Origin of the sequence: Colwellia sp. C2M11 (genome assembly GCF_018860915.1) — a bacterium.
GTDB lineage: Bacteria > Pseudomonadota > Gammaproteobacteria > Enterobacterales > Alteromonadaceae > Colwellia.
On sequence record NZ_JAHKQD010000043.1, the window covers coordinates 1 to 21,418 of the forward strand.

At 36.4% G+C, this 21,418-nt stretch carries 19 protein-coding genes and 1 pseudogene; 15 read left to right on the forward strand and 5 right to left on the reverse strand.

Annotation, left to right across the window (positions count from 1 at the left end; genetic code table 11):
• Nucleotides 1–240 precede the first annotated feature (240 nt).
• Together KO509_RS11460 and KO509_RS11465 are read left to right on the forward strand one after the other, a co-directional pair.
• Entirely contained in the window at nucleotides 241–582 is a 342-nt protein-coding gene (locus KO509_RS11460) for a hypothetical protein (protein WP_025256661.1), read from the forward strand.
• 111 nt (nucleotides 583–693) lie between these two features.
• Nucleotides 694–1,131: pseudogene (locus KO509_RS11465) on the forward strand (GNAT family N-acetyltransferase).
• A gap of 182 nt (nucleotides 1,132–1,313) precedes the next feature.
• Here the strand turns inward: KO509_RS11465 and KO509_RS11470 are convergent.
• Entirely contained in the window at nucleotides 1,314–3,011 is a 1,698-nt protein-coding gene (locus tag KO509_RS11470) for a Zn-dependent hydrolase (protein ID WP_215973414.1), read from the reverse strand.
• Nucleotides 3,012–3,258: 247 nt separating this feature from the next.
• Complete coding sequence (rpsT, locus tag KO509_RS11475; RefSeq protein ID WP_215973415.1) at nucleotides 3,259–3,519, reverse strand: 30S ribosomal protein S20; 261 nt, start codon at nucleotides 3,517–3,519, stop codon at nucleotides 3,259–3,261.
• A 363-nt stretch (nucleotides 3,520–3,882) separates the two neighbouring features.
• Here rpsT and murJ point away from each other — a divergent pair, with 363 nt between their 5' ends.
• From murJ to KO509_RS11535, 12 genes are all read left to right on the forward strand, one after another.
• Nucleotides 3,883–5,505, forward strand: coding sequence for a murein biosynthesis integral membrane protein MurJ (gene murJ, locus KO509_RS11480; protein WP_215973416.1), 1,623 nt, complete (start codon nucleotides 3,883–3,885; stop codon nucleotides 5,503–5,505).
• Between the two features lie 260 nt (nucleotides 5,506–5,765).
• Nucleotides 5,766–6,689, forward strand: coding sequence for a bifunctional riboflavin kinase/FAD synthetase (gene ribF, locus KO509_RS11485; protein ID WP_215973417.1), 924 nt, complete (start codon nucleotides 5,766–5,768; stop codon nucleotides 6,687–6,689).
• A 63-nt stretch (nucleotides 6,690–6,752) separates the two neighbouring features.
• Nucleotides 6,753–9,611 carry an isoleucine--tRNA ligase gene (gene ileS / locus KO509_RS11490; protein ID WP_215973418.1) on the forward strand — a complete coding sequence of 953 codons (2,859 nt, stop codon included), beginning with the start codon at nucleotides 6,753–6,755 and terminating at the stop codon, nucleotides 9,609–9,611.
• 1 nt (nucleotide 9,612) lies between these two features.
• The gene (gene lspA, locus KO509_RS11495; RefSeq protein ID WP_215973479.1) at nucleotides 9,613–10,107 is read left to right on the forward strand and encodes a signal peptidase II; all 495 of its coding nucleotides are present in this window, start codon (nucleotides 9,613–9,615) and stop codon (nucleotides 10,105–10,107) included.
• Nucleotides 10,108–10,148: 41 nt separating this feature from the next.
• Complete coding sequence (gene fkpB, locus KO509_RS11500; RefSeq protein ID WP_215973419.1) at nucleotides 10,149–10,586, forward strand: FKBP-type peptidyl-prolyl cis-trans isomerase; 438 nt, start codon at nucleotides 10,149–10,151, stop codon at nucleotides 10,584–10,586.
• A gap of 31 nt (nucleotides 10,587–10,617) precedes the next feature.
• On the forward strand, nucleotides 10,618–11,547 hold the full coding sequence (gene ispH / locus KO509_RS11505; protein WP_215973420.1) for a 4-hydroxy-3-methylbut-2-enyl diphosphate reductase: 930 nt from the start codon (nucleotides 10,618–10,620) through the stop codon (nucleotides 11,545–11,547).
• Between the two features lie 458 nt (nucleotides 11,548–12,005).
• Nucleotides 12,006–12,578, forward strand: a complete 573-nt coding sequence (gene pilV, locus KO509_RS11510; RefSeq protein ID WP_215973421.1) for a type IV pilus modification protein PilV — start codon at nucleotides 12,006–12,008, stop codon at nucleotides 12,576–12,578.
• Between the two features lie 53 nt (nucleotides 12,579–12,631).
• Entirely contained in the window at nucleotides 12,632–13,663 is a 1,032-nt protein-coding gene (locus KO509_RS11515; RefSeq protein WP_252727523.1) for a PilW family protein, read from the forward strand.
• Nucleotides 13,664–13,722: 59 nt separating this feature from the next.
• A complete protein-coding gene (locus KO509_RS11520; protein WP_215973422.1) occupies nucleotides 13,723–14,259 on the forward strand; it encodes a PilX N-terminal domain-containing pilus assembly protein in 537 nt (178 codons plus the stop codon).
• Between the two features lie 52 nt (nucleotides 14,260–14,311).
• On the forward strand, nucleotides 14,312–17,800 hold the full coding sequence (locus tag KO509_RS11525; RefSeq protein WP_215973423.1) for a PilC/PilY family type IV pilus protein: 3,489 nt from the start codon (nucleotides 14,312–14,314) through the stop codon (nucleotides 17,798–17,800).
• Between the two features lie 38 nt (nucleotides 17,801–17,838).
• Nucleotides 17,839–18,237: a type IV pilin protein gene (locus KO509_RS11530; protein WP_215973424.1), complete on the forward strand. Its 399-nt coding sequence runs from the start codon at nucleotides 17,839–17,841 to the stop codon at nucleotides 18,235–18,237.
• 4 nt (nucleotides 18,238–18,241) lie between these two features.
• Nucleotides 18,242–18,586, forward strand: a complete 345-nt coding sequence (locus tag KO509_RS11535; protein WP_215973425.1) for a hypothetical protein — start codon at nucleotides 18,242–18,244, stop codon at nucleotides 18,584–18,586.
• Nucleotides 18,587–18,692: 106 nt separating this feature from the next.
• Here KO509_RS11535 and KO509_RS11540 read toward each other — a convergent pair whose 3' ends face one another.
• From KO509_RS11540 to nadE, 3 genes are all read right to left on the reverse strand, one after another.
• A complete protein-coding gene (locus KO509_RS11540; protein WP_215973426.1) occupies nucleotides 18,693–19,289 on the reverse strand; it encodes a GspH/FimT family pseudopilin in 597 nt (198 codons plus the stop codon).
• A 90-nt stretch (nucleotides 19,290–19,379) separates the two neighbouring features.
• A complete protein-coding gene (locus tag KO509_RS11545) occupies nucleotides 19,380–19,964 on the reverse strand; it encodes a GspH/FimT family pseudopilin (RefSeq protein WP_215973427.1) in 585 nt (194 codons plus the stop codon).
• Nucleotides 19,965–20,040: 76 nt separating this feature from the next.
• Nucleotides 20,041–20,883: an ammonia-dependent NAD(+) synthetase gene (gene nadE, locus KO509_RS11550; protein ID WP_215973428.1), complete on the reverse strand. Its 843-nt coding sequence runs from the start codon at nucleotides 20,881–20,883 to the stop codon at nucleotides 20,041–20,043.
• Between the two features lie 193 nt (nucleotides 20,884–21,076).
• Between nadE and glnB the strand changes: the two genes are divergently transcribed.
• A complete protein-coding gene (gene glnB, locus KO509_RS11555; protein WP_215973429.1) occupies nucleotides 21,077–21,415 on the forward strand; it encodes a nitrogen regulatory protein P-II in 339 nt (112 codons plus the stop codon).
• Nucleotides 21,416–21,418: the final 3 nt, after the last annotated feature.

The following is a 21,418-nucleotide window of genomic DNA, read 5'->3' on the forward strand; positions in this document are numbered from 1 at the left end:
AACAACCTGCATTAAGGGTTAAAAGCCCAACTCCACATCATACAAATCGTTATAACACTGAATTATCAGACGTTAATCCACTATTTCGTTAAGTTAACGATGTAAAAATAAAATCGTCAAAAACGTAAACGTTTTTGATTGTTAAAAGAAAACAATCCGGTTAGAGTATTTTGATTAATAAATAATATAAAAACGAGTTATTCTACAGGCTCGTTATACGATTCACGGAAGGACACATTTGTGCGCGCATTCTTACTCTTTATTGGTTGGTCTTCAGTTATTGGAAGCTTCGGAGATGGCGGGCTAGGTATATACGCTTTATGGCTGGCTATGTCCTCAGACCTCGTCTCTATTGGTATATCTTTAGATGAATTTCTAAAAAGCTATGTAGAGGTTATATATTGGGTAAAAAGCGTCGCATTCGTGGTTATGCCTAAAGACTTTGCATCTTGGTTGTTTTCTGTGCCTGCTTTAGCATACTTCCCTACGAGGATTGTAATGAGTGCAGTCATAGGTTGGTGGGCATTAAAAAAAGCTTCAGAAATAAAGGCACGCGACAGAAATCGTATAACAATCGCATAAACTCGCTCGCAGGCTCGCTGGGACAATAACACGTAGGCTCAGTCGCTTCGCTCCAATTTTAGCCTACGTGTTATTGCCCGTTATGCGGGTGTTATATTTTAAGGAAACACTGTGGAAGTATCACTTCGCCAAGTAACAAAAGAAAATTATGAAGAGGTTTGTGAACTCGATGTCACAAAAGAACAAGAAGACTTTATAGCTTGTAATATGTGGTAAATAGTTGAATCAAAGTACAATGAAGGGTATGAAACCAGAGTTATTTATATGAAAGAAGAGCCTGTAGGCTTTTTTATGTGGGTAAAAGAATCTGAGATTAAAGTTTCTATTTGGCGATTTATGGTTGATAAAAATCATCAACAAAAATCAATAGGACGTGCTGCGCTTAACCTAGCTTTAGCGGAAATAAAAAAAGTATCGGGTTTAAAAGAAATCGAAATTTGTTATAACCCTAAAAACCCTGTTGCTAAAGAGTTTTATTCTAGTTTTGGCTTTTCTGAAGTCGGTATGGATGAAGACAATGAAGATATGTTGGCTGTTATTAAACTTTAAAATATAAGCTGTTCAAGCGGGACAAAGAAGAGAGAATTGGACTCCCTCACTCCCTAAAGAGTGAGGTAATCCAATTTATGTATTCATATATTGGATATCTATAAATTATTGAATGGTGCTGGCCTAATATTTTTAGATGTTAATATTAGGCTAGCATTTATACAGTTAACTAAAGAAAAGTACTATAAACCCAATACTTTTTTACCTTGTTTAAAGACAATGTCAACTGGGATTTTAGCGCTTTCTAAGCGAGCTAAATCTGCCGCTAACGTTTCACTAATAACACCTTTAGTCGCAACTAACTGCTCAACACCTTGATAATCGCCAGTGCCTTGCAAAGTTAAAATAAGCTTAGATAAAGAGTTGATCGCATCGCTCATTTTATCTATGTTCACGCTATACAAACCTTGTTCATTACGGCTGAAAGCGCCTTGCTCTTGGAAGTAGTTAAAGCGAACCATATTTGCCTTGCCGTGTGCTGAACTTGCGCCAAAGCGCACTGAGCGAAATATGCCAGCCATAAAGGTTGTGTAGTACTCTTCAAGCTTACCTTCAGTAATAACGCCTTTATCTAACAGTTGGCGTATCATGTATAAGCCTAAAATATCTGCTTTACCTTCTTCTAATGCACTAGCATGTTCTTTTAATGATTGGCGTACAGTACCTTTGTCGTTTATGGTGTTTTTGATACCTAAACCATGAGCAACTTCATGAAACATGGTGTTAGCAAAGAAGCCTGTGAAAGTAACGTTTTTACGTTGTTCAGGTACAATTAAGGTGTCAGCGATAGGGAGCATGATAGTATCAAACTTAGCACGCATTGCATTTTTAAGCTGTAAGCGGCGTGTGCCTTTCTTTAATTGAACTTCCTCATCATTAGGTAAGTTAATTGCGATGGTTTTGCTGCCTGCGTTTGAATGGCCAGCATAATATATTACATCGTAAGCATTTAAATCAGCATCAGAGCCAGGTACTTCGGCTTTAAACTCATTTGATACGGGTAACTCTTTTTGTAGTTCAGGTAAATATTGTGCATATTTAGCGAGCTTTTCGCTCCATGTTAAATCTTTAATTAATACATATGATTCAAATGCCGCACGGTAACCGTATAATTGGTCTTCGTAAGTTTCGATTGGCCCAATAACAACATCTATCGGATTATTTTTCATATCCATCCAAGCAAAGTCTGAAGCCTGATATTCATCAGTTCTTAGTGCCTCAGCTCGCATCGTCAGATAATTTGCAAATTCTTTATCATCAGCTAAAGTCGCCGCTTTTTCTAAAATGGCTGCTGCGCGACTAATCTCATCGCTATACATTTCAGAGTAGGCTATGGTTGTCAGTTTCCCTTCATTATCGCGATCAATAATGGAATATAAACCATCTTTTTTAGCTAAGGTTGTTTTTTCAAATTCAGCTTTGGTCATACTTTTTGGGTAAAACTCTGCGCCTTCAGCTTTAGTATCGTTTTGTGTTAAAAAAACTTTATCTCCATCTAATCGGTCCCAAGGACCGTAATTTATTTCCGCGAAACGGCGAACTTTTTCATTCTTAATAGAAGCAAGGAAGGTACTTTTATCTTGTGAAAAAGCTTGTTGCCAGAATAGGTCATCCATAATTTTAGAGGCATCAATCAATAAAGCTAACATTTTTCTTTGGTTATCAGATAAGTGACTTAAATCAGCAGAAAGAGTGACTTCTTTGTAAATATCTAAACGATCTTCAAATTCAGGTAATAATTGAGGAGCTCTTTCATTTACAATCGTGTTTGATGTATTCGATTCACTATTACAAGCGCTTAGTGATGTAAGAGTCACTATCACTATCGCAGCAATTTTGGTGAATTTTGTTGTTAAGTGTGATTTTTTTAGCAAAGTCATTATCGTTCTCAATGGTGAGTTAGCATCTTAGTTGGCAAAGAGACTAAAAAAAATAAACTCAAAGTGCAAGAGAACAGCGAAATTAAATACATTTAGCGTGTAAAGTTAGGGAATACATGAATTTTAGGCATAAAAAAACCGACAAAAAGTCGGTTTTTTACGTTTACCTTATAAATGATCTATTAAATCAATTCTAAGGTAATAATTTTTTCATAAAATAATGCGCATTACTTATAAAATAAAAATATTATAAAGCTTTAACAGCAGCATTTAAACGGCTCTTACTACGAGCTGCTTTGTTTTTATGAATAAGACCTTTAGATGCATAACGATCTAAAATTGGTGTTGCAGCAGCTAGTTCTTTCGTTGCTACTTCTTTGTCACCAGATTCAATAGCTGTGTTTACTTTTTTAAGTAAAGTACGCATCATTGAACGACGACTTGCATTATTTTGACGGCGCTTTTCAGATTGTACTGCGCGCTTCTTAGCTTGCTTTGAGTTAGCCAAGGTGACTCCTAAAGTATGTAATATATAAGCTTAAATTTAAGGCGACGAAATATGCCTGTTTTTTAGCTGATTGTCAAATGTTTAATTGCCTACTTAATAAAATAATCAATTATTTTTTTAAAAAATAGTAAAAGTGCAATTACAAAGAATATTGTTGGTTTTGTTACCCGTTAAAAATTAAACAAGCAGTTAACCAAATATGTTGTGAACAATGCTAAGTATACATTGTTTAAATGGGTAAAATCATCACATAATAGCAATTATTTTTAGTTACTTATTTTGTTGTTTAGGTTGCACGTTATTTTTACTGCTTAACCGAACAATAAAAGTGGGCGTTTGTTATGTATTATAAGGGTTTTGTTTTTGAGTAAAAAGTTAATTAAATCAGGGGCTATTGTCAGTTTTATGACCTTGGTTTCACGTGTTCTAGGTCTAGTTCGAGATGTTGTTATTGCTAACTTAATGGGAGCAGGAGCGATGGCGGATGTTTTTTTATTCGCCAATAAAATACCTAACTTTTTTAGGCGCCTTTTTGCAGAAGGTGCTTTTGCACAAGCTTTTGTTCCTGTCTTAAGTGAATATCACTCTCAAGATGAAAAAAATTCACTGCGACAGAATAGCAATAACACGCTGATGAATGCTGAGGTTTCTCTTGATGAAACACGACGCTTAATAGCACAAGTTTCGGGTACTTTAGGCGTGATAATTACCTTAGTGACCTTGTTCGGTATGTTAGCTTCTCCTTTATTTGTTGTTTTATTTGGTGGCGGTTGGTTTATTGAATGGTTAAATAGTGGACCAGAGAGTGTCGGCGGTGAGAAATTTGAATTAGCAGCCAGTTTATTAAAAGTAACATTCCCTTATTTATGGTTTATTAGTTTTACTGCACTTGCTGGCGCTGTTTTAAATACTATGGGTAAGTTTGCTGTTGCAGCATTTACACCGGTTTTACTCAATATTGTTATTATTTTAATGGCAATATATGGTGCTGAATATACAGACAGTCCCGCTTATGCACTAGCTTGGGGAGTATTTATTGGAGGCTTAATTCAATTTTTATTTCAAATTCCTTTTTTGTATAAAGCAGGCGTTTTAGTAAAGCCTTGTTGGTCATGGCATAGCAAAGGTGTTACTAAAATTAGAAAGCTGATTGTTCCGGCATTATTTGGCGTTTCTGTTACGCAAATTAATTTATTACTTGATACGTTAATTGCTAGTTTTTTGATAACCGGCTCTATTAGTTGGTTATATTATGCTGATAGATTATTAGAATTTCCATTAGGTTTGTTTGGCATTGGTATTGCCACGGTTGTATTGCCAAGCTTATCAAAACTTCATAGCAATAATGACCCTAAGCAGTTTAGTGCTACGTTAGACTGGGGGATTAAGGTAATAAGCTTTTTTGGCTGGCCTGCTTTGGCTGGTTTAATGGTATTGGCACAACCGATAATTATGGTGCTTTTCATGCGAGGCGAATTTAGTCAAGCAGATGTTTTACAAGTTTCTATGGCTTTATTTGCCTACCTTTCTGGTTTATTGAGTTTTATGTTTATTAAAGTATTAGCGCCAGGATATTATGCTAGGCAAGATACTAAAACACCGGTAAAAATAGGAATAAAAGCGATGGTAGCCAATATGGCTTTTAACCTGATGCTAGCGCCATTTTTTGGTTTTGTTGGTTTGGCTATCGCAACAACCTTGTCTGCAACACTCAATGCTTGGATGTTGTACCGAGGTTTGAAGCAAGCTAAAATTTATCATTTAGCAAAAAGCACTAAAATATTTATGGGGAAATTAATTTTCGCAGCAAGTGTTATGACGTTAGTTGTTCATCAGTTATCAAATGATTTTGAGGTGTGGCTTAATATGACCTTTTTTGAACAAGTTACACAACTAGTGCTTTGTATCAGTGTTGGTTGTTTAAGCTACTTTATTATGATTTTTGTGTTAGGGGTTCGTTTTAAAGACTTTAAAGTAGAAAGTTAAGTTGAAGTTAAATTATACGTAACATAAAAGTGTAAAAATAAAGCAGGCTAGCTACTGATTATTATCACACTTTAATATATAATTCGGCGATTTATTTTTATAAACAGTCGATATAAAGGTTTTTATTTAAGACTTCAGGCCTGTTATTACATTCTATGTTTTATCATGCCTATAACGGAGCATTGCTTTGTGTTTTAATCTTTATATAGGTATTAATTGGTACTGTTTTTTTTTGTTCCTTAAAGGTGAAGTCAAGAATAATGCAGTTAGTTCGCGGTATACATAATATTCAACCAAGTGATCATGGTTGTGTATTAACTATAGGTAATTTTGATGGTGTTCATAAAGGTCACCAACGCGTTATTTCAGCATTAGTTGCTAGAGCTAAAGCCCTTAACTGTGTTGCGGCTGTTTTGGTATTTGAACCACAGCCTCAAGAAGTGTTTGCTCAAGATAAAGCGCCAGCAAGGTTGTGCCGATTAAGAGATAAATATTCATTATTATCAAAATTAGGTGTACAACGCCTTATTTGTGTTAACTTTACTATGAAATTTGCTAACCAAAGTGCAGAGCAGTTTATTGAGCATTTATTGGTTGAAAAATTAGGCATAAAGCATTTAATTGTCGGTGATGACTTCCACTTTGGTAAAGATCGTATTGGCGACTTTACTATGTTGACACAGGCGGGGGAAAAATTTGGTTTTGAAGTCACAGATACCGCTAGTTGTAAAATGGAAAACTGTCGAGTTAGCAGTACAGCGATTAGAGCTGCATTAGATAAAGATGATCTTGCTAACGTTGAAAATATGCTGGGGAGACCATATTCAATTATAGGTAAAGTCTTTCACGGGGATAAACGTGGCAGACAATTAGGTTTTCCTACCGCAAATGTTTTACTGAAAAGGCATAATTCGCCTTTAAGCGGTGTTTTTGCGGTAAAGATCAAAACTCTTGGTGGTCTTTTTAATGGCGTCGCTAATATTGGTGCTAGACCGACTGTTAATGGTATTCGAGAACAGTTAGAAGTACATATTTTTGATTTTAGTGATGACATTTATGGTCAGTGTATTGAAGTAATAATTATAAAAAAACTTCGTCAAGTGATGAAGTTTGAAAACTTAGCAGCGTTAACAGCGCAAATTAAGTTAGATAGTGAACAAGCGAAAGATGTGTTTGAAAAATAAATAATGTAGGTTAGACATATGTGTCTGACAATTTAAAAAATTAATAATCGGATAATGATTTAAATGAGTGATTACAAACAAACCTTGAATTTGCCTGCAACGACTTTTGCAATGAAAGGCAATATGGCAAACCGTGAACCTAATATGCTCAAAGAGTGGGCTGAGAAAGACTTGTACGGAAAAATTCGTGCAGCAAAAAAAGGTAAGAAATCATTCATTTTGCATGATGGCCCTCCGTATGCCAATGGTGATATTCATATTGGTCACTCCGTAAACAAAATTCTTAAAGATATTATTGTTAAATCAAAAACATTATCTGATTTCAATGCACCCTATGTGCCTGGTTGGGATTGTCATGGTTTACCAATTGAACTGATGGTTGAGAAAAAAGTAGGTAAACCTGGTCATAAAGTTTCTGCTAGTGTCTTTCGTGAAAAATGTCGTGAATATGCAGCCAAACAAGTGAGTGCTCAACGTGAAGACTTTAAACGCTTAGGTGTGTTTGCTGATTGGGATAACCCTTATCGTACAATGGACTTTGATACCGAAGCGAATATCATTCGTTCATTAGGAAAAATTGCCGAAAATGGCCATTTGCATCAAGGCTTTAAACCTGTACATTGGTGCACGGATTGTGGATCATCTCTGGCTGAAGCTGAAGTAGAATACAAAGATAAGCAATCTCCAGCAATTGATGTGAAATTTACCGCGGTAGATAAAAGTATCGCTGATAAATTCACTCCTGCGGATTCTTCGCAAGAAAAAAGCGCAAGTGAAGGACCTATTTCTGCTGTAATTTGGACAACAACGCCTTGGACACTTCCTGCTAACCGAGCGGTTGCCGTTCATGCCGAAGTTGAATACACGTTAGTACAATGTGAAACAGAGCAGGGGAAAGAGTGTTTCATTTTAGCTTCTGATTTAGTGACATCATGTATGAGCCGATATGGTATAGATAAATACCAAATATTAGGTTTTTGTAAAGGTGCTGAACTAGAGTTAGTGCAACTTAAACACCCGTTTTATGACTTTGCTGTACCTGTGGTTTTAGGTGAACATGTTACTACTGATTCTGGTACTGGTTGTGTACATACAGCGCCAGGCCATGGTGTAGAAGATTTTGTGGTTGGTAAGTTATATAATTTAGAAGTAGCAAATCCTGTAGGTGCAAATGGTGTTTATCTTGAAGATACGCCTTTATTTGCTGGTCAACATGTATTTAAAGCCAATGCGAATGTTGTTGAAACGTTAAAAGAACATGGCAGCTTAGTTCATCATCAACCATTAGAGCATTCTTACCCACATTGCTGGCGTCATAAAACACCATTGATTTTCCGTGCAACACCGCAATGGTTTATCAGTATGGATAAGAAAGGCTTGCGCCAAGATTCATTAAAAGAAATTGAAAAAACACAGTGGATCCCTGATTGGGGTCAACGTCGTATTGAATCAATGGTTGAAGGTCGTCCTGATTGGTGTATTTCACGTCAACGTACGTGGGGCGTGCCAATGGCATTATTTATTCATCAAGATACCGGCGCGTTACACCCTCGTAGCATCGAATTAATTGAGTCAGTAGCAAAACGTGTTGAAGAGAAAGGTATTCAAGCATGGTTTGACTTAGAAGCTGAAGAGCTGATTGGTGATGATGCTAAAGAATATATTAAAGTACCTGATACCTTAGATGTGTGGTTTGATTCAGGCACTACTCATTTCTCTGTCGTTAATGCTCGTGAAGAGTTTGACGGTATTGCTGATTTATACCTTGAAGGCTCTGACCAACATCGTGGTTGGTTTATGTCATCAATGATTTCTTCAGTAGCAATGAATGGAAAGGCTCCGTATAAACAAGTACTTACACACGGGTTTGTAGTTGATGCTAACGGTCATAAAATGTCTAAGTCGTTAGGAAATGTCATTACACCAAAAGAGATTACTAATACATTAGGTGCAGATATTTTACGTTTATGGACAGCATCAGTAAATTACACGCAAGAAATTACTGCGGGCGATGAAATATTCAAACGTCAAGCGGACGCATATCGTCGTATTCGTAATACATCACGTTTTCTATTGTCTAACTTAAATGGTTTTGAACCAGCACAGCATTCTGTGGCTTTTGAAGATATGGTTGCTTTAGATCGCTGGGTTGTAGATAAAGCTGCTCATTTACAGACAGAAATTATTAATGCATACAATGAATATGAATTTCATATAGTTGCGCACAAAATTATGAACTTTTGTACTAATGAGTTGGGCGGGTTCTACTTAGACATCATCAAAGATAGACAATATACAGCTAAAGCTGATTCAAATGCACGTCGCTCATGTCAAACAGCAATGTATTTAATTGCTGAAGCTATGACAGCTTGGATGGCACCTATTTTATCGTTTACCGCACAAGAAATTTGGCAAGCACTACCAACGCCAGTTAGTGGTAAACGTGATGAATTCGTTTTTACAGGTGTTTGGTTTGACGGTTTAGAAACTATGCCAACAGATATGGCGTTAGGAAACGATTTTTGGAGTGAATTATTACTTGTTCGTTCAGAAGTTAATCGCGCATTAGAGCTGGCCCGTAAAGAGAAAATTGTAGGTAAAGCATTAGAAGCACAAGTAACGTTATATGCGACGGCTGATTTAGCTGAAAAGCTTACTAAGCTTGGTGAAGAGTTACGTTTTGTGTTAATTACCTCAAAAGTTAATGTTGATGTCGTCACCGATGCTAGTCAGGTACCTGAAGGCGCTAATTCAACTGACGTTGAAGGTTTATGGTTATCGGTAGCAGCAGCTGAAGGCAGTAAATGTGATCGTTGTTGGCATGTTACTGAAGATGTTGGTGTAAATGATGCTCATCCTGAACTTTGTCAGCGTTGTGTGACTAATGTTGATGGCGCAGGTGAAGTTAGAAAATATGCATAATATTATTTCCGCTTTCAACAATTCAGGTTTGCGTTGGCTTTGGCTAACGCTACTTTGTTTAGTATTAGATCAAGTGTCTAAACAATTAGTAGTAGGCTCATTTAATCTTTATGAATCAGTAAATATATTACCATTTTTCAACCTGACCTATGTTCACAACCCTGGTGCAGCTTTTAGCTTTTTGGCAAATCAGGGCGGTTGGCAACGGTGGTTTTTTACGGTTATTGCCGCTATTGCTAGTTTAGTATTTATAATCTGGCTTGCTAAAACGCCTAAATCACACACTATTTTAAGTATTGCTTTCGCGTTAATGTTAAGTGGTGCTGTAGGAAACCTTATCGATAGAGCTCTGTTTGGTTATGTTATCGACTTTTTAGATTTTCATTGGTCAGGGTATCATTTTCCCGCTTTTAACTTTGCCGATTCTATGATATTTATTGGCGCAGCGTTAATGATTCTTGACTCATTTTTTACAAAAAATGAAGATTCAGCATAGCTTGAAATATTCTCCGACAAAGACTTAATAGAAGATAAATAATGACAATTGAAAAAATAATTCAAGCTGACTCTAGTATTTTAGTACATATCACTATGAAATTGAGTGATGGTTCAGCTGCTGATAGCACAAAAGTAAACAATAAGCCGGCTAAAATTATTATGGGAGACCAGAGTATTTCTGCGGCTTTTGAAGCACAATTATTAGGCATGTCAGTAGGCAGTAGTAAAGAATTTACGCTTGAAGCTGTTGATGCTTTTGGTGAAACGAATCCTGATAATATTCATTATATGGATATTGATAAGTTTTCTGCTGAAGTACCTGCGAAAGTTGGTAATATCATTACTTTTTCTCAGCCCGGTGGTGAATTACCAGGCATGATTAAAGAAGTTAATGGCAGCTCAGTTACTATTGATTTTAATCATCCATTAGCTGGTCAGCCAGTCACCTTTGTTATTGATTTGGTTGAAATACTATAATAAGTTGGTATTCCAACGGACAGAGAATTGTATGAAAATTATTTTAGCAAATCCCCGTGGCTTTTGTGCCGGCGTAGACCGTGCTATTAGCATTGTTGATCGAGCGTTAGATTTATTTGGTGCACCTATTTATGTTCGCCACGAGGTTGTACATAATAAATTTGTCGTTGATGGTCTTAAAAATCGAGGGGCTATTTTTATTGATGAAATTCATGAAGTCCCTGATGATAACACTGTTATTTTTAGTGCTCACGGTGTTTCAAAGGCTGTTCGTAAAGAGGCTAAATCACGTGACTTAAAAGTGTTTGATGCCACTTGTCCATTAGTCACTAAAGTGCATATGGAAGTATCACGTGTAAGTAGAAAAAATATTGAGTGTGTACTGATTGGTCATCAAGGTCACCCTGAAGTTGAGGGGACTATGGGACAATATGATAGCGAAACTGCAGGCATATACCTTGTTGAATCGACAGAAGATGTATTAAAACTCGAAGTAAAAAATCCTGAAAAGTTATACTACTGTAGCCAAACCACTTTATCAGTAGATGATACTTCAGCTGTAATTGATGCATTAAGAGAAAGATTTCCACTGATTGAAGGGCCGCGTAAGGATGATATTTGTTATGCAACACAAAACCGCCAAGATGCGGTGCGTGCTATTGCAGATCAAGTTGACTTATTATTAGTCGTGGGTGCTAAAAACAGCTCTAACTCCAATCGTTTAAGAGAAGTTTCTGAGAAAATGGGAACGACGTCTTATTTAATCGATACTGCGGATGATATTGCAACATCATGGCTCGATGGCGTTAATTCTATCGGTGTTACTGCCGGCGCTTCTGCACCAGCTATACTCGTTACACAAGTTATTGATGCACTAAAAAGCTTGGGTGGTCATGAAGTTAAAGAATTTCCTGGGCGTAAAGAGAATATTGTATTTGCAGTACCTGTAGAATTACGTTAATCTTGGTTTGATTATAATTTAACCATTGTAATGCGGTTGCTATATTTAAGTTAATTTGAATATAGCAACCACTATAATATACAAGATATATTATTTATGTATTGTTAATAAACTTATATAAATAATAAAAGTATAAGGGTTAGTGTTGTTCATAGTAAAAATTTTTTAACAAAATTGAATATCTAAATCCCCTTTAGCTATTAAAAACTAAGATTAACTGTTTTTATCTTAAAAAATTGTATAACCTTAGAGTTAAGTACTGTCTTTTAAAAGTAATTACTTTAATAATACTTCTATAAAATAGAAGGTTAACAAAGTTAAAAATATATTTTACTAAAAGAACTTTTTCACATCCCCCCAACTGAAAAGCACTTTTTTCAAATCTGTTTTATTACAGTTTTGCTGTCATATACTTTTTATACCCGACAATATGAAGCTAACATATAAAGAGAAAGTCGATGCCACAACGAATCAATGATAAATATCATTATAGTAAAAAAAGTAAGAATAAAGGTATGACTTTTATCGAAGTTTTAGTTGCCTTAGTTATTATGGTTACCGGTATTCTCGGGGCCGTTGCTATGCAAGCGACAGCTAAGAAATCAAGCTTTGATGCTATGCAGCGTTCATTAGCCTCTAGCTTAGCACAAGATATTATTGAAAGAATTAGAGGCAATAATAGTAGTGCTTTATCGTTATATGCCGCCAATAGCCCTTACGGCTCTGGTAAAATCACCTCTCCACCAACGTGTAATTCGCCTGCCTCGTTATGCAGTCCAGCGGAAATGGTTACTCATGATCTTTTTGGTTGGGAGCAAGCATTAATGGGGGCTAATGCGCTCAAGGCTACGAATAAGGTTGGTGGATTAGTTGGAGGAATTGGTTGCATCACTGTGGTAGGAAACTCCGTTAAAGTTGTGATCACATGGCAAGGTAAAATTGAAACTATAGATTCTGCCAATGCTGAAGCGTGTGGTAGTGCAAATGATAGTGCTCGTCGTCAAGTCGTGGTAGATGCTTTTATCATATAGCTAGCTATAATAATTGTTAATAACAAATAAGTTTAAAGTTGAGACACTAGTAAATGAAAATCAAAAAAAACAAACAAGGTCTTAGCGTAAATCAAATGGCTAAACTAGGAAGGAAATATCAGTCTGGTTTTAGTTTGGTTGAAGTGTTTGTTGCTTTAATTATTGGTTTAGTTATTTTTGCGGGCGTTTTAAGTGTATTTGTTGGAATGAGAACCACAACGAGTGAAACATCAAGTTATGGTGAGTTACAAGAAAATGGCCGCTTTGCAATTAGTGTGTTAACTGATGATTTATTGAGGCAAGATTTTTGGGGGGATTATATCGGCTCTGTTGATCTTTCTCGTATTAGCTCTACGTTAGCGGCTCCCGTAGGAGAGTGTGTAGGAGGAGGTATAAATAATGGTACATTTCCTTTAGCTGTCGGGCACTTTAGAACGCTTTGGGGAGAAACGGCAACGAGTGCAAAAATATTATCGGGATGCCGAGAGGATGCCAAAATAGGCTCTGATATATTACAGCTTAAACGTGTTGTATCGACACCATTAGCGTTAACTGCTGGGGATGTAGCACCTGCTGGTAATTATTATTTTGTAAGTAATATGAATACTGGTGTTATCTTTTCGGCTGGTATTGTTCCTAATATAGAAGGCTCTCAAGTTTGGGAATATCAACATCATATTTATTATGTTAGAGAAGAAACCCACGGTAGTAATACTGTACCTGTGTTAATGCAAGGGAGATTAGCAAATACTCTGTCTTTTGCTCCTATTATTGATGGTATTGAACTAGTTCGCTTTGAATATGGAGTCGATATGGAAACCGATCCGACAGATCCAGGATATGGTATTGTTAATGCTTACATTCCAGCAACGAGTATGACGGACGAACTATGGAATAATGCCACAAGTCGCATAATATCAGTTAAAGTATATGTTTTGGCACGTAGTATTCTAGAAGATAAAAAATATACTAATACAAATACTTATAAATTAGGTAACCTTACTTATACCGTTAATGATAATTATCGTCGCTTGCTTTTTAGCTCAACAGTAACTTTGTATAACGCTGGTATGGATATATGGTAATTTTCCACAACTGAATTAACCTATAGTGACAACAAAAATAATTTAAGTAGGTCATTTATATGCATAATATAGATAGAATAAATAAATATGGTAACGCGAGAAAGCAACAAGGTGTGGTGTTAATTGTCTCTTTAGTTTTTCTTGTTGCATTAACAGCAGTCGCTGCTGCCTTAATGCAAAATACGACAACTGATATGAAAATGTCAGGAGCTAGTGAAGAAAAAGTTGTTGCTGTTCAGGAAGCAATCAGCGCGATAGATGAAATTATTTTTAATCAAGTATCGCCGGGGTCAACAAATGAATTTGCCGCGTCTCTTGCTACCTTTAAAGATGAAGATGACAATGTACAAAAAGTAAAACAGATAGAAGCAGAAATGCCAACATTATGGGATTCAGAAAAGTTTGATCCTCCAGAGCTTGATATTACCAATAACAAATATATGCTTGAAGCTGATTGTCCTAACTCTAAATTAGCTTCTTCAACGCAAGTGTTTACTTGTAACATGCTAAAGGTTCAAGTAAATAGGAAATATGGCCGTAATAATACTAGTGTAGTTAACGTTAACTCAGGCATAGCGCAACAGCTTTTAAGATAGATGCAGTTACCGTTTTAAAGATGGTGTATTTCTTATTGCTTAAGGAAGAAAGATGAAAAAATTTATAGTGGCAGTACTCTTACTTTTAATTACTAATTTTTCTTTTAGTGAAGATATAGAGCTTTATATAAGTGATAGCGTCAAAGAAACGAAAAAACGACCTCAAGTTCTAATTATTTTTGATAATTCAGGCAGTATGAGCACGCGTGAATTGGTAAAAAACTCGTACGATCCGAATATAAATTACCCTGCTGTTAGTGGTTATACAAAAATAACAGGTAGTTACATTTACTATAGTAAAGGTCAAACTGATATTGACGATATGCCAATAGCAGATGATAGTAATGAAAAACGAAAATTTCCTCTGAGCATTAGTAATTGTAAAGTGGCGCAAGATATTATTGATGAATATGGTTATTATACTGGCCACGTTAGAGAGTATCAGTTTCAAGGGAACTCAGGTCGTTGGAGTGAGCTAAATGAGACTGATGGTACTGGCATTGTTATTACTGATTGTGAAGATGATGTAGAAGCGATAAATAATAACAATAAGAATTACTTAAGAGGTAGTGCGACAACAGCATTACCGTCAGGTTTTCCTATTGATGGTGAAGGTGATTCAACTAATCCTATTTTTTATACAGCAAATGTTGGTGATAGCAATATTGAATGGTCTGGCTCGCTAGTAACCTTGTATAGCGATAATTATTTACGCTGGTACCATAGTGATGAGATAGCAACAAGTAGAAAAGAGCGTATTGCAATAGCGCAAGAAAGTGTTACCAACTTGATTAACTCTTCTCCGAATGTTGATTTTGGCTTACAAGTTTTTAATCATAATGCAACAAGAGAAAACTCCCGAGATGGTGGACGTATAGTTTTCGGCATCCAAACTTCTACTGTTTCAAGTCGAACAACTTTACTCGATATCATCAACAATCAACTTGACCCAGAAAATAATACGCCTTTGTGTGAGACTTTATATGAAGCATCACGTTATTTTGGCGGTAAAAGTGTTTATTATGGTGATAACGATAGTAATCGTTCTTCTTATACTGCGAACACCCCCCCTCGGGATACTACTATAGAAACAAGCAGTAAAATTTATAAATCTCCTTTTACTTCTTGTAGTGATAAAGCCTACGTTATTCTTATTACCGATGGAGCACCAACACTTGATACTGCAGCAAATGATGAAGTGAAAGCACTAGGTACTGCTTATAGTTATCCCATGTCGGACTTTGATGGTAATTATCTAGCTGCTCTTGCAGGTTGGATGAATAATAATGATGTCAATGCAACTGTTGATGGTAAACAAACTGTAACCACATACACCATAGGTTTTAGCCAAGGCGCGGAAGCGGCTGAACCTCTTTTAAGAGAAACAGCCAATCTCGGTGGGGGAAAATATTTTCCGGCACAGGATACTGCGAGTTTAACTGCTGCATTAACTAATGTATTAGCTAATTTAGAGCCGAGCAATAACAGCTTAACATCAGCTTCAGTTGCCGCGAATAACTTTGATCGTACCGAAACACTAGACTCCGTTTATTATGCGATGTTTCAACCTGATAGAGGGCCAAGATGGCAAGGAAATCTGAAAAAATATAAGGTTGAAGGGGGAATACAAGTAGGTAAAAGTGGCAATGTAGCTATTGACGACTCGACAGGGCACTTTTCTTCTAACGTGACAAGTTATTGGTCAGACAGTAGAGATGGAGCTCAAGTAGATGAGGGGGGCGTAGCAGAGATGTTACGTAATAAAACTGATCGATTAGTCTATAGTGATATTGGTGTTTCCAATGCGCTAGTGGAACTAACCGCTACCAATAAGTTAAGCCATTTTGGCACAGAGCAGGATTATGCAGATTTTCTTGGTGTTGATGTTTTAGAGTCTGATGATTATTTCAATTGGAATTTAGGTATCGATGTTGATGATGAGGACAAAGATGGCGATAAAACCGATATGCGTAGTGATGTTTTTGGTGATCCGCTTCATTCGAATCCTTTAGTTATCAACTACGGTAACAAAATACATATACTTATTGGGACTAACTCAGGTGCTTTGCACATGTTTGAGGATACTGGCGATAACGTCGATGAAACATGGGCCTTTATGCCCAAAGAGTTTTTTCCTAATATTAAAACCTTGCGCAATAATTCAACTAGTGATGATAAAGTTTACGGTGTCGATGGGAAGATTACTTCCTATATTGACGATAAAGACGGTGATGGGATTATTGAATCGGGAGATAGAGTATGGATCTTCTTTGGCTTACGCCGAGGAGGTTCTTCTTATTACGCTATTGATATAAGTAATCCTAGTTCACCTCGGTTAATGTGGCGTATCGAAGGTGGCACAACCGGTTTTACAGAGTTAGGGCAAACATGGTCGCAAGCTAAGTTAGGCTACTCTAAGTTAAACCTTAGTGGTGATACCGCTAAACCAGTGCTGTTTTTTGGTGGTGGCTATGACCCATCAAAAGATAATAGCGGGGTGGGCAGCGAAGATAATGTTGGGCGTGCAGTTTATATGGTAGATGCTGAAACAGGTAACTTGAAATGGAGCATGGCTGAAGATAATGCAACCACAGAATTTACTGGTGAAGATAGCATTCCTTCCAGTATTGCTACGTTAGATAGTGATGGTGATGGTTTGGTTGATAGATTGTATGTAGGTGATACCGGAGGCAGTGTTTGGCGAGTTGATATGCCAAGTAATAGCGTAACTGATATTTCGGTGTTTGAATTAGCCACCTTAGGTGGTGATACTAACTCAACGGATAGGCGATTTTTTAATGAACCAGCCATAGTTCGTACTTTCATTACTGAAACAATAGAATCAGAGGTTAAAGCTGAAGATCAAAGTACTTCTACCGTTACTGTTCATCAAGAAATACCTTACGATGCTATTTTACTTGGTAGCGGTGACAAATCTAATCCATTAGGAACTGATACCAGTGATGTTTTCTTTATGATTAAAGATAAAAACATTATCACTCAGAACTTTGGTGATAGTGGGACATCAATACCTGATGTAATAGCCATAGATGACCTTTATGACTTTACTGATAACCCTTTTGAGACTGTTAGTGATACTGGTAGACAAGCATTATCGGTAGCCGTAAGTAATAAGTCAGGTTGGTACTTTGATTTAGAACTCTCTGGTGAAAAAAGTACAGCAAGTGCAATTGTAATCAATAATACCGTTTATTTTACAACGTTCTCTCCACCTAATTTAGCCGATGAACAAATAGATTGTGAGCTTCCTAGTGGTCAAGGTTGGTTGTATGGGGTAGATCTTGCTTTGGGGATTTCAAAGTTCAAGTGGGCTGAGAAAGATTCTAAAAATAGAGAAGATAGAATAAGTTTTATTAGTGAACAGTTTTTGGGGGCTCCGACATTAATTGTAATTCCTAATGACCCTGATGATGCAACCGCGGGAACAACAGGAAATTTAATTGTTGGAAGACGAATTGTTGATATAGGTTTCAATTTACAAACAATGCGAACTTATCTTTATATTACAGAGGATCAATAAACATGGTACAGCCAAGCCTAAAGAATATGCAGAAAAAAATGAGTACTAAGACATTAGGCTTTACCTTAATTGAGCTACTGATTACCGTGGCTATTATTGGAATCCTAGCGAGTGTTGCTTACCCTTCTTATACTGATTTTGTGCTTCGCTCTAATCGGTCTGAAGGGCAACGTGAGCTAATGCGCTTAGCCAATTTACAAGAACAAGTCTTTGTTGATACTAGATCTTATGCCAGCAATATGAAAGGTTTAGGAATGAGTACTGATGAATATACAACGGAGTCGGGCAACTATTTAATTAGTGTTGTTGCTGGCGCAACAGCGACTACTTTCACCTTACAGGCTGTTGCAAAAAAGAGCCAAGTAAAAGATACCGATTGTACAACATTGAAAGTTGACTATTTAGGTGCCAAAACGCCTAAAGAGTGTTGGGAGTAACAAGATGAAAGCTTCAAAGTTAATCGTCTTCGTTTTGGTCAGTGGCATTGTTAGTTTAGTTAATGTGATGAGTGCACAAGCTGAAGAGCAAGAAGCCACTGCTATGCGGGTAGAAGTGAAATGTTATGTAGAGCTTGCTGGGGGCTCTGAAACGATTAGCCTTTGGAAAATAGAACCATCATCATTAGCTGCTCTACCGGACGTTATTATTGGTCATAAAGCTAATATTATCGGTGGTCAGTCGAGTAAGAAAAAAGGAACTATTTACAGAGTTAAACAGTGTATTTTAGCGAAAGATGAGTTTAGTAGTCCAATTGCTAGAGCAATGGATAACAATATGCTTAGATGAATGTGAATAGTATAAATATATTCTTTCAATACTGACATTGATTGACTAGGATTCAGTGTTAGCTATAGGCATTAGCTTTGAGACATTAGTGCTGCGTCCTTAGAGGCTAAGTACAAACAATATCATTACCTGAGCTGTCTTCATCTTTGCCGTCGTTGTCAGTATCTGAACTTTTATAGCTTCGACCTGACAATGAGACACTAATCCCTCTAGATAGATCTGCTTTATCTTTTGGGCAATATTTAAAATTAGTTGAGCTTGTTAATAATCGGCCATCAGGTGTATAAATAATACTATTTTCAGTATATTGAAGTTTATCACCAGCCTTAATTTCGCTTTTAACTTTTATTAGTTCATCAGGCGCAGCAAAGTTATTATTTGTTGCTAAACTGTTATCATCATTTGTGAAAATACTGATTTCACTCCCCCAGTTATTAGTACAAGCACCAGAGGTTAGGGGGCATATTGTGGTATTTTTTCCTGTATTTATTGCCATATTTCTAGCAGTGAGTAATAGTCGTTGTACTTCACTTATTTCATTGTCAACACGCATTTTTACCAAAAAGTCACCCATACTAGGTAAAGCTACCGTTGATAATATTGCAACAATCGCAATCGAAATCATTAGTTCAATTAAGGTGAACCCTTTTTTATGGCGGCGGGTAGAAGTGGGAATTGATAAGGTGCTTTTAATGTTATGCATGGTATTTCACTAACGACTATTTGAGCTTGATAACATTTATACCATTTTATTACTTAACTCGCTAGTAAACGCCTTTTAGGGAATAAAGAGTTATTCACAGCTAATTTCTGTGTTGCCTCTATTCTCATCAACACCATCATTATCAAGATCGCTTGATTGATAAACTCTACCTGAACGAGCTACAATAATACCTCTTGAATGTTCTTTATAATCCTTAGGACAATATCGAAACGTACCATTTGCAAGACCACTAAGTTGCCCCGTTGATTTAAATGTGATCATTGTTCTACCTATGCCATAAACAAGCTGATCTCCTACTGTAATCCCTTCTTTTATTTGTAGTATTTTTTCATCAGGATCAAATGTTTTATTATTATTGCTGTCAATAAAAATGCTGAGCTCATTACCCCAGAGTTCGCTACATTGAGAAGTTGTATTTAATGGGCAAAGTATTGTATTTTGTCCACTGTTAATCGCTGTATTTCTTGCCATAATCAGCATGCGATGGAGTTTAGAAATTTCATTGTCAACACGCATTTTAACAATGAAATCATTGAAGTTTGGAATAACTATGATCGCCAGAATTGCCGTAATAGACACGGAGATGATTAATTCTAGTAGCGTAACTCCTTTCATATATAAATTGAGGTTAATAAAAGGCTTATGATTGAGCATAAAAAAAATCCATTTTTAATAACTTCCCTATAATATAGGTATAGTTATAAAAAATGGATTTTTCCAGTGACAAGTACTAGCTATAAATGGTTGGGATAGGTTGGCGCTTATGTTGTGTTTTTTTATAAATATTAATAATGTGTTCTTGTATATCTGATGATACATTCTTGCCCTCAAGAAAGTCATCAAGTTCATCATAGCTGATACCTAAAGCATCTTCATCGGTTTTTCCTGGATCTAAATCTTCTAAATCTGCTGTCGGAGCCTTTTCAACTAAAATATCAGGTGCACCTAAATGCTTGGCTATTATTCTTACTTGGCGTTTTGAAAGGCCAAATAAAGGAGCTAAATCGCAAGCACCATCGCCCCACTTAGTAAAAAATCCCGTAATATTTTCGGCACTATGGTCGGTGCCTAATACTAATGCACCTAAAATTCCAGCGATATGGTATTGAGATACCATGCGGATTCGTGCCTTTACATTACCTTTTGAGAAGTCTACCTGATTTTCTGACGCAGTTAATAGCTGTGCATTATTCAGAGCAGAAACAACTTCTTGATGTATTCCATTAACACCATCAAATACATTGGTGGTTAAGCAATGACTAGGTTGGATAAAGTTCAATGCTGTTTGTGCATCATCTTCATCTGCTTGTACATTATAAGGGAGTCTTACAGCAATAAATTGAAACTGATCAGCGATATCTTTATTCTGTTCTGCGTTTAATTCAGAAACGGCAAGTTGCGCCAAACGACCACAGGTAGAAGAGTCTACTCCGCCACTAATACCCAGTACTAATGTTTTTAAACCTGAATTTTTTAAGGTAGATTTTATAAAATCAATACGTCGACGAACTTCAAAGTGAGCGTCTATTTTAGGTAAAACTTTCATTTCATCTATTATGGTTTGCTGATCCATGGACTATCCTGCTTTAAGTAAGAGTATTAGCTTGATTATACTAATTCTATTTAATTTATTATCCTTGATTGATGAATAACTTAGTAGAGTTAGTGTTAAATAACAGTTTAGCAAAATAAAAGCGTGATTTGCTAATAAACGCGTTGTAATATTACAGAAAGTCATATGGAAATCCATTATACAGAGAGAAATAATGAAAAAAATTGAAGCAATCATTAAGCCATTCAAGTTAGACGATGTAAGAGAAGCGCTAGGTGAGATAGGTATTACCGGTATGACAGTCTCTGAAGTGAAAGGTTTTGGTAGGCAAAAAGGGCATACGGAGCTTTATCGCGGTGCAGAGTATATGGTTGATTTTTTACCTAAAGTAAAATTAGAAATAGTGATTGCAAAAGAAGATCTTGAACGCTGCGTAAATGTTATTTTAGAAACAGCGCAAACAGGAAAAATTGGTGATGGTAAAATATTCATTACCGATGTAACGCGTGTTATCCGTATTAGAACGGGTGAAGAAAACCAAGAAGCTATTTAGTTA

Bases quoted from the DNA above. Each gene is read 5' to 3' on its own strand.
- KO509_RS11470 (WP_215973414.1), bottom strand. From the start codon at position 3,011: ATGACTTTGCTAAAAAAATCACACTTAACAACAAAATTCACCAAAATT.
- ribF (WP_215973417.1), top strand. From the start codon at position 5,766: ATGCAGTTAGTTCGCGGTATACATAATATTCAACCAAGTGATCATGGT.
- ileS (WP_215973418.1), top strand. From the start codon at position 6,753: ATGAGTGATTACAAACAAACCTTGAATTTGCCTGCAACGACTTTTGCA.
- fkpB (WP_215973419.1), top strand. From the start codon at position 10,149: ATGACAATTGAAAAAATAATTCAAGCTGACTCTAGTATTTTAGTACAT.
- ispH (WP_215973420.1), top strand. From the start codon at position 10,618: ATGAAAATTATTTTAGCAAATCCCCGTGGCTTTTGTGCCGGCGTAGAC.
- pilV (WP_215973421.1), top strand. From the start codon at position 12,006: ATGCCACAACGAATCAATGATAAATATCATTATAGTAAAAAAAGTAAG.
- KO509_RS11515 (WP_252727523.1), top strand. From the start codon at position 12,632: ATGAAAATCAAAAAAAACAAACAAGGTCTTAGCGTAAATCAAATGGCT.
- KO509_RS11520 (WP_215973422.1), top strand. From the start codon at position 13,723: ATGCATAATATAGATAGAATAAATAAATATGGTAACGCGAGAAAGCAA.
- KO509_RS11525 (WP_215973423.1), top strand. From the start codon at position 14,312: ATGAAAAAATTTATAGTGGCAGTACTCTTACTTTTAATTACTAATTTT.
- KO509_RS11530 (WP_215973424.1), top strand. From the start codon at position 17,839: ATGAGTACTAAGACATTAGGCTTTACCTTAATTGAGCTACTGATTACC.
- KO509_RS11535 (WP_215973425.1), top strand. From the start codon at position 18,242: ATGAAAGCTTCAAAGTTAATCGTCTTCGTTTTGGTCAGTGGCATTGTT.
- KO509_RS11540 (WP_215973426.1), bottom strand. From the start codon at position 19,289: ATGCATAACATTAAAAGCACCTTATCAATTCCCACTTCTACCCGCCGC.
- KO509_RS11545 (WP_215973427.1), bottom strand. From the start codon at position 19,964: ATGCTCAATCATAAGCCTTTTATTAACCTCAATTTATATATGAAAGGA.
- nadE (WP_215973428.1), bottom strand. From the start codon at position 20,883: ATGGATCAGCAAACCATAATAGATGAAATGAAAGTTTTACCTAAAATA.
- glnB (WP_215973429.1), top strand. From the start codon at position 21,077: ATGAAAAAAATTGAAGCAATCATTAAGCCATTCAAGTTAGACGATGTA.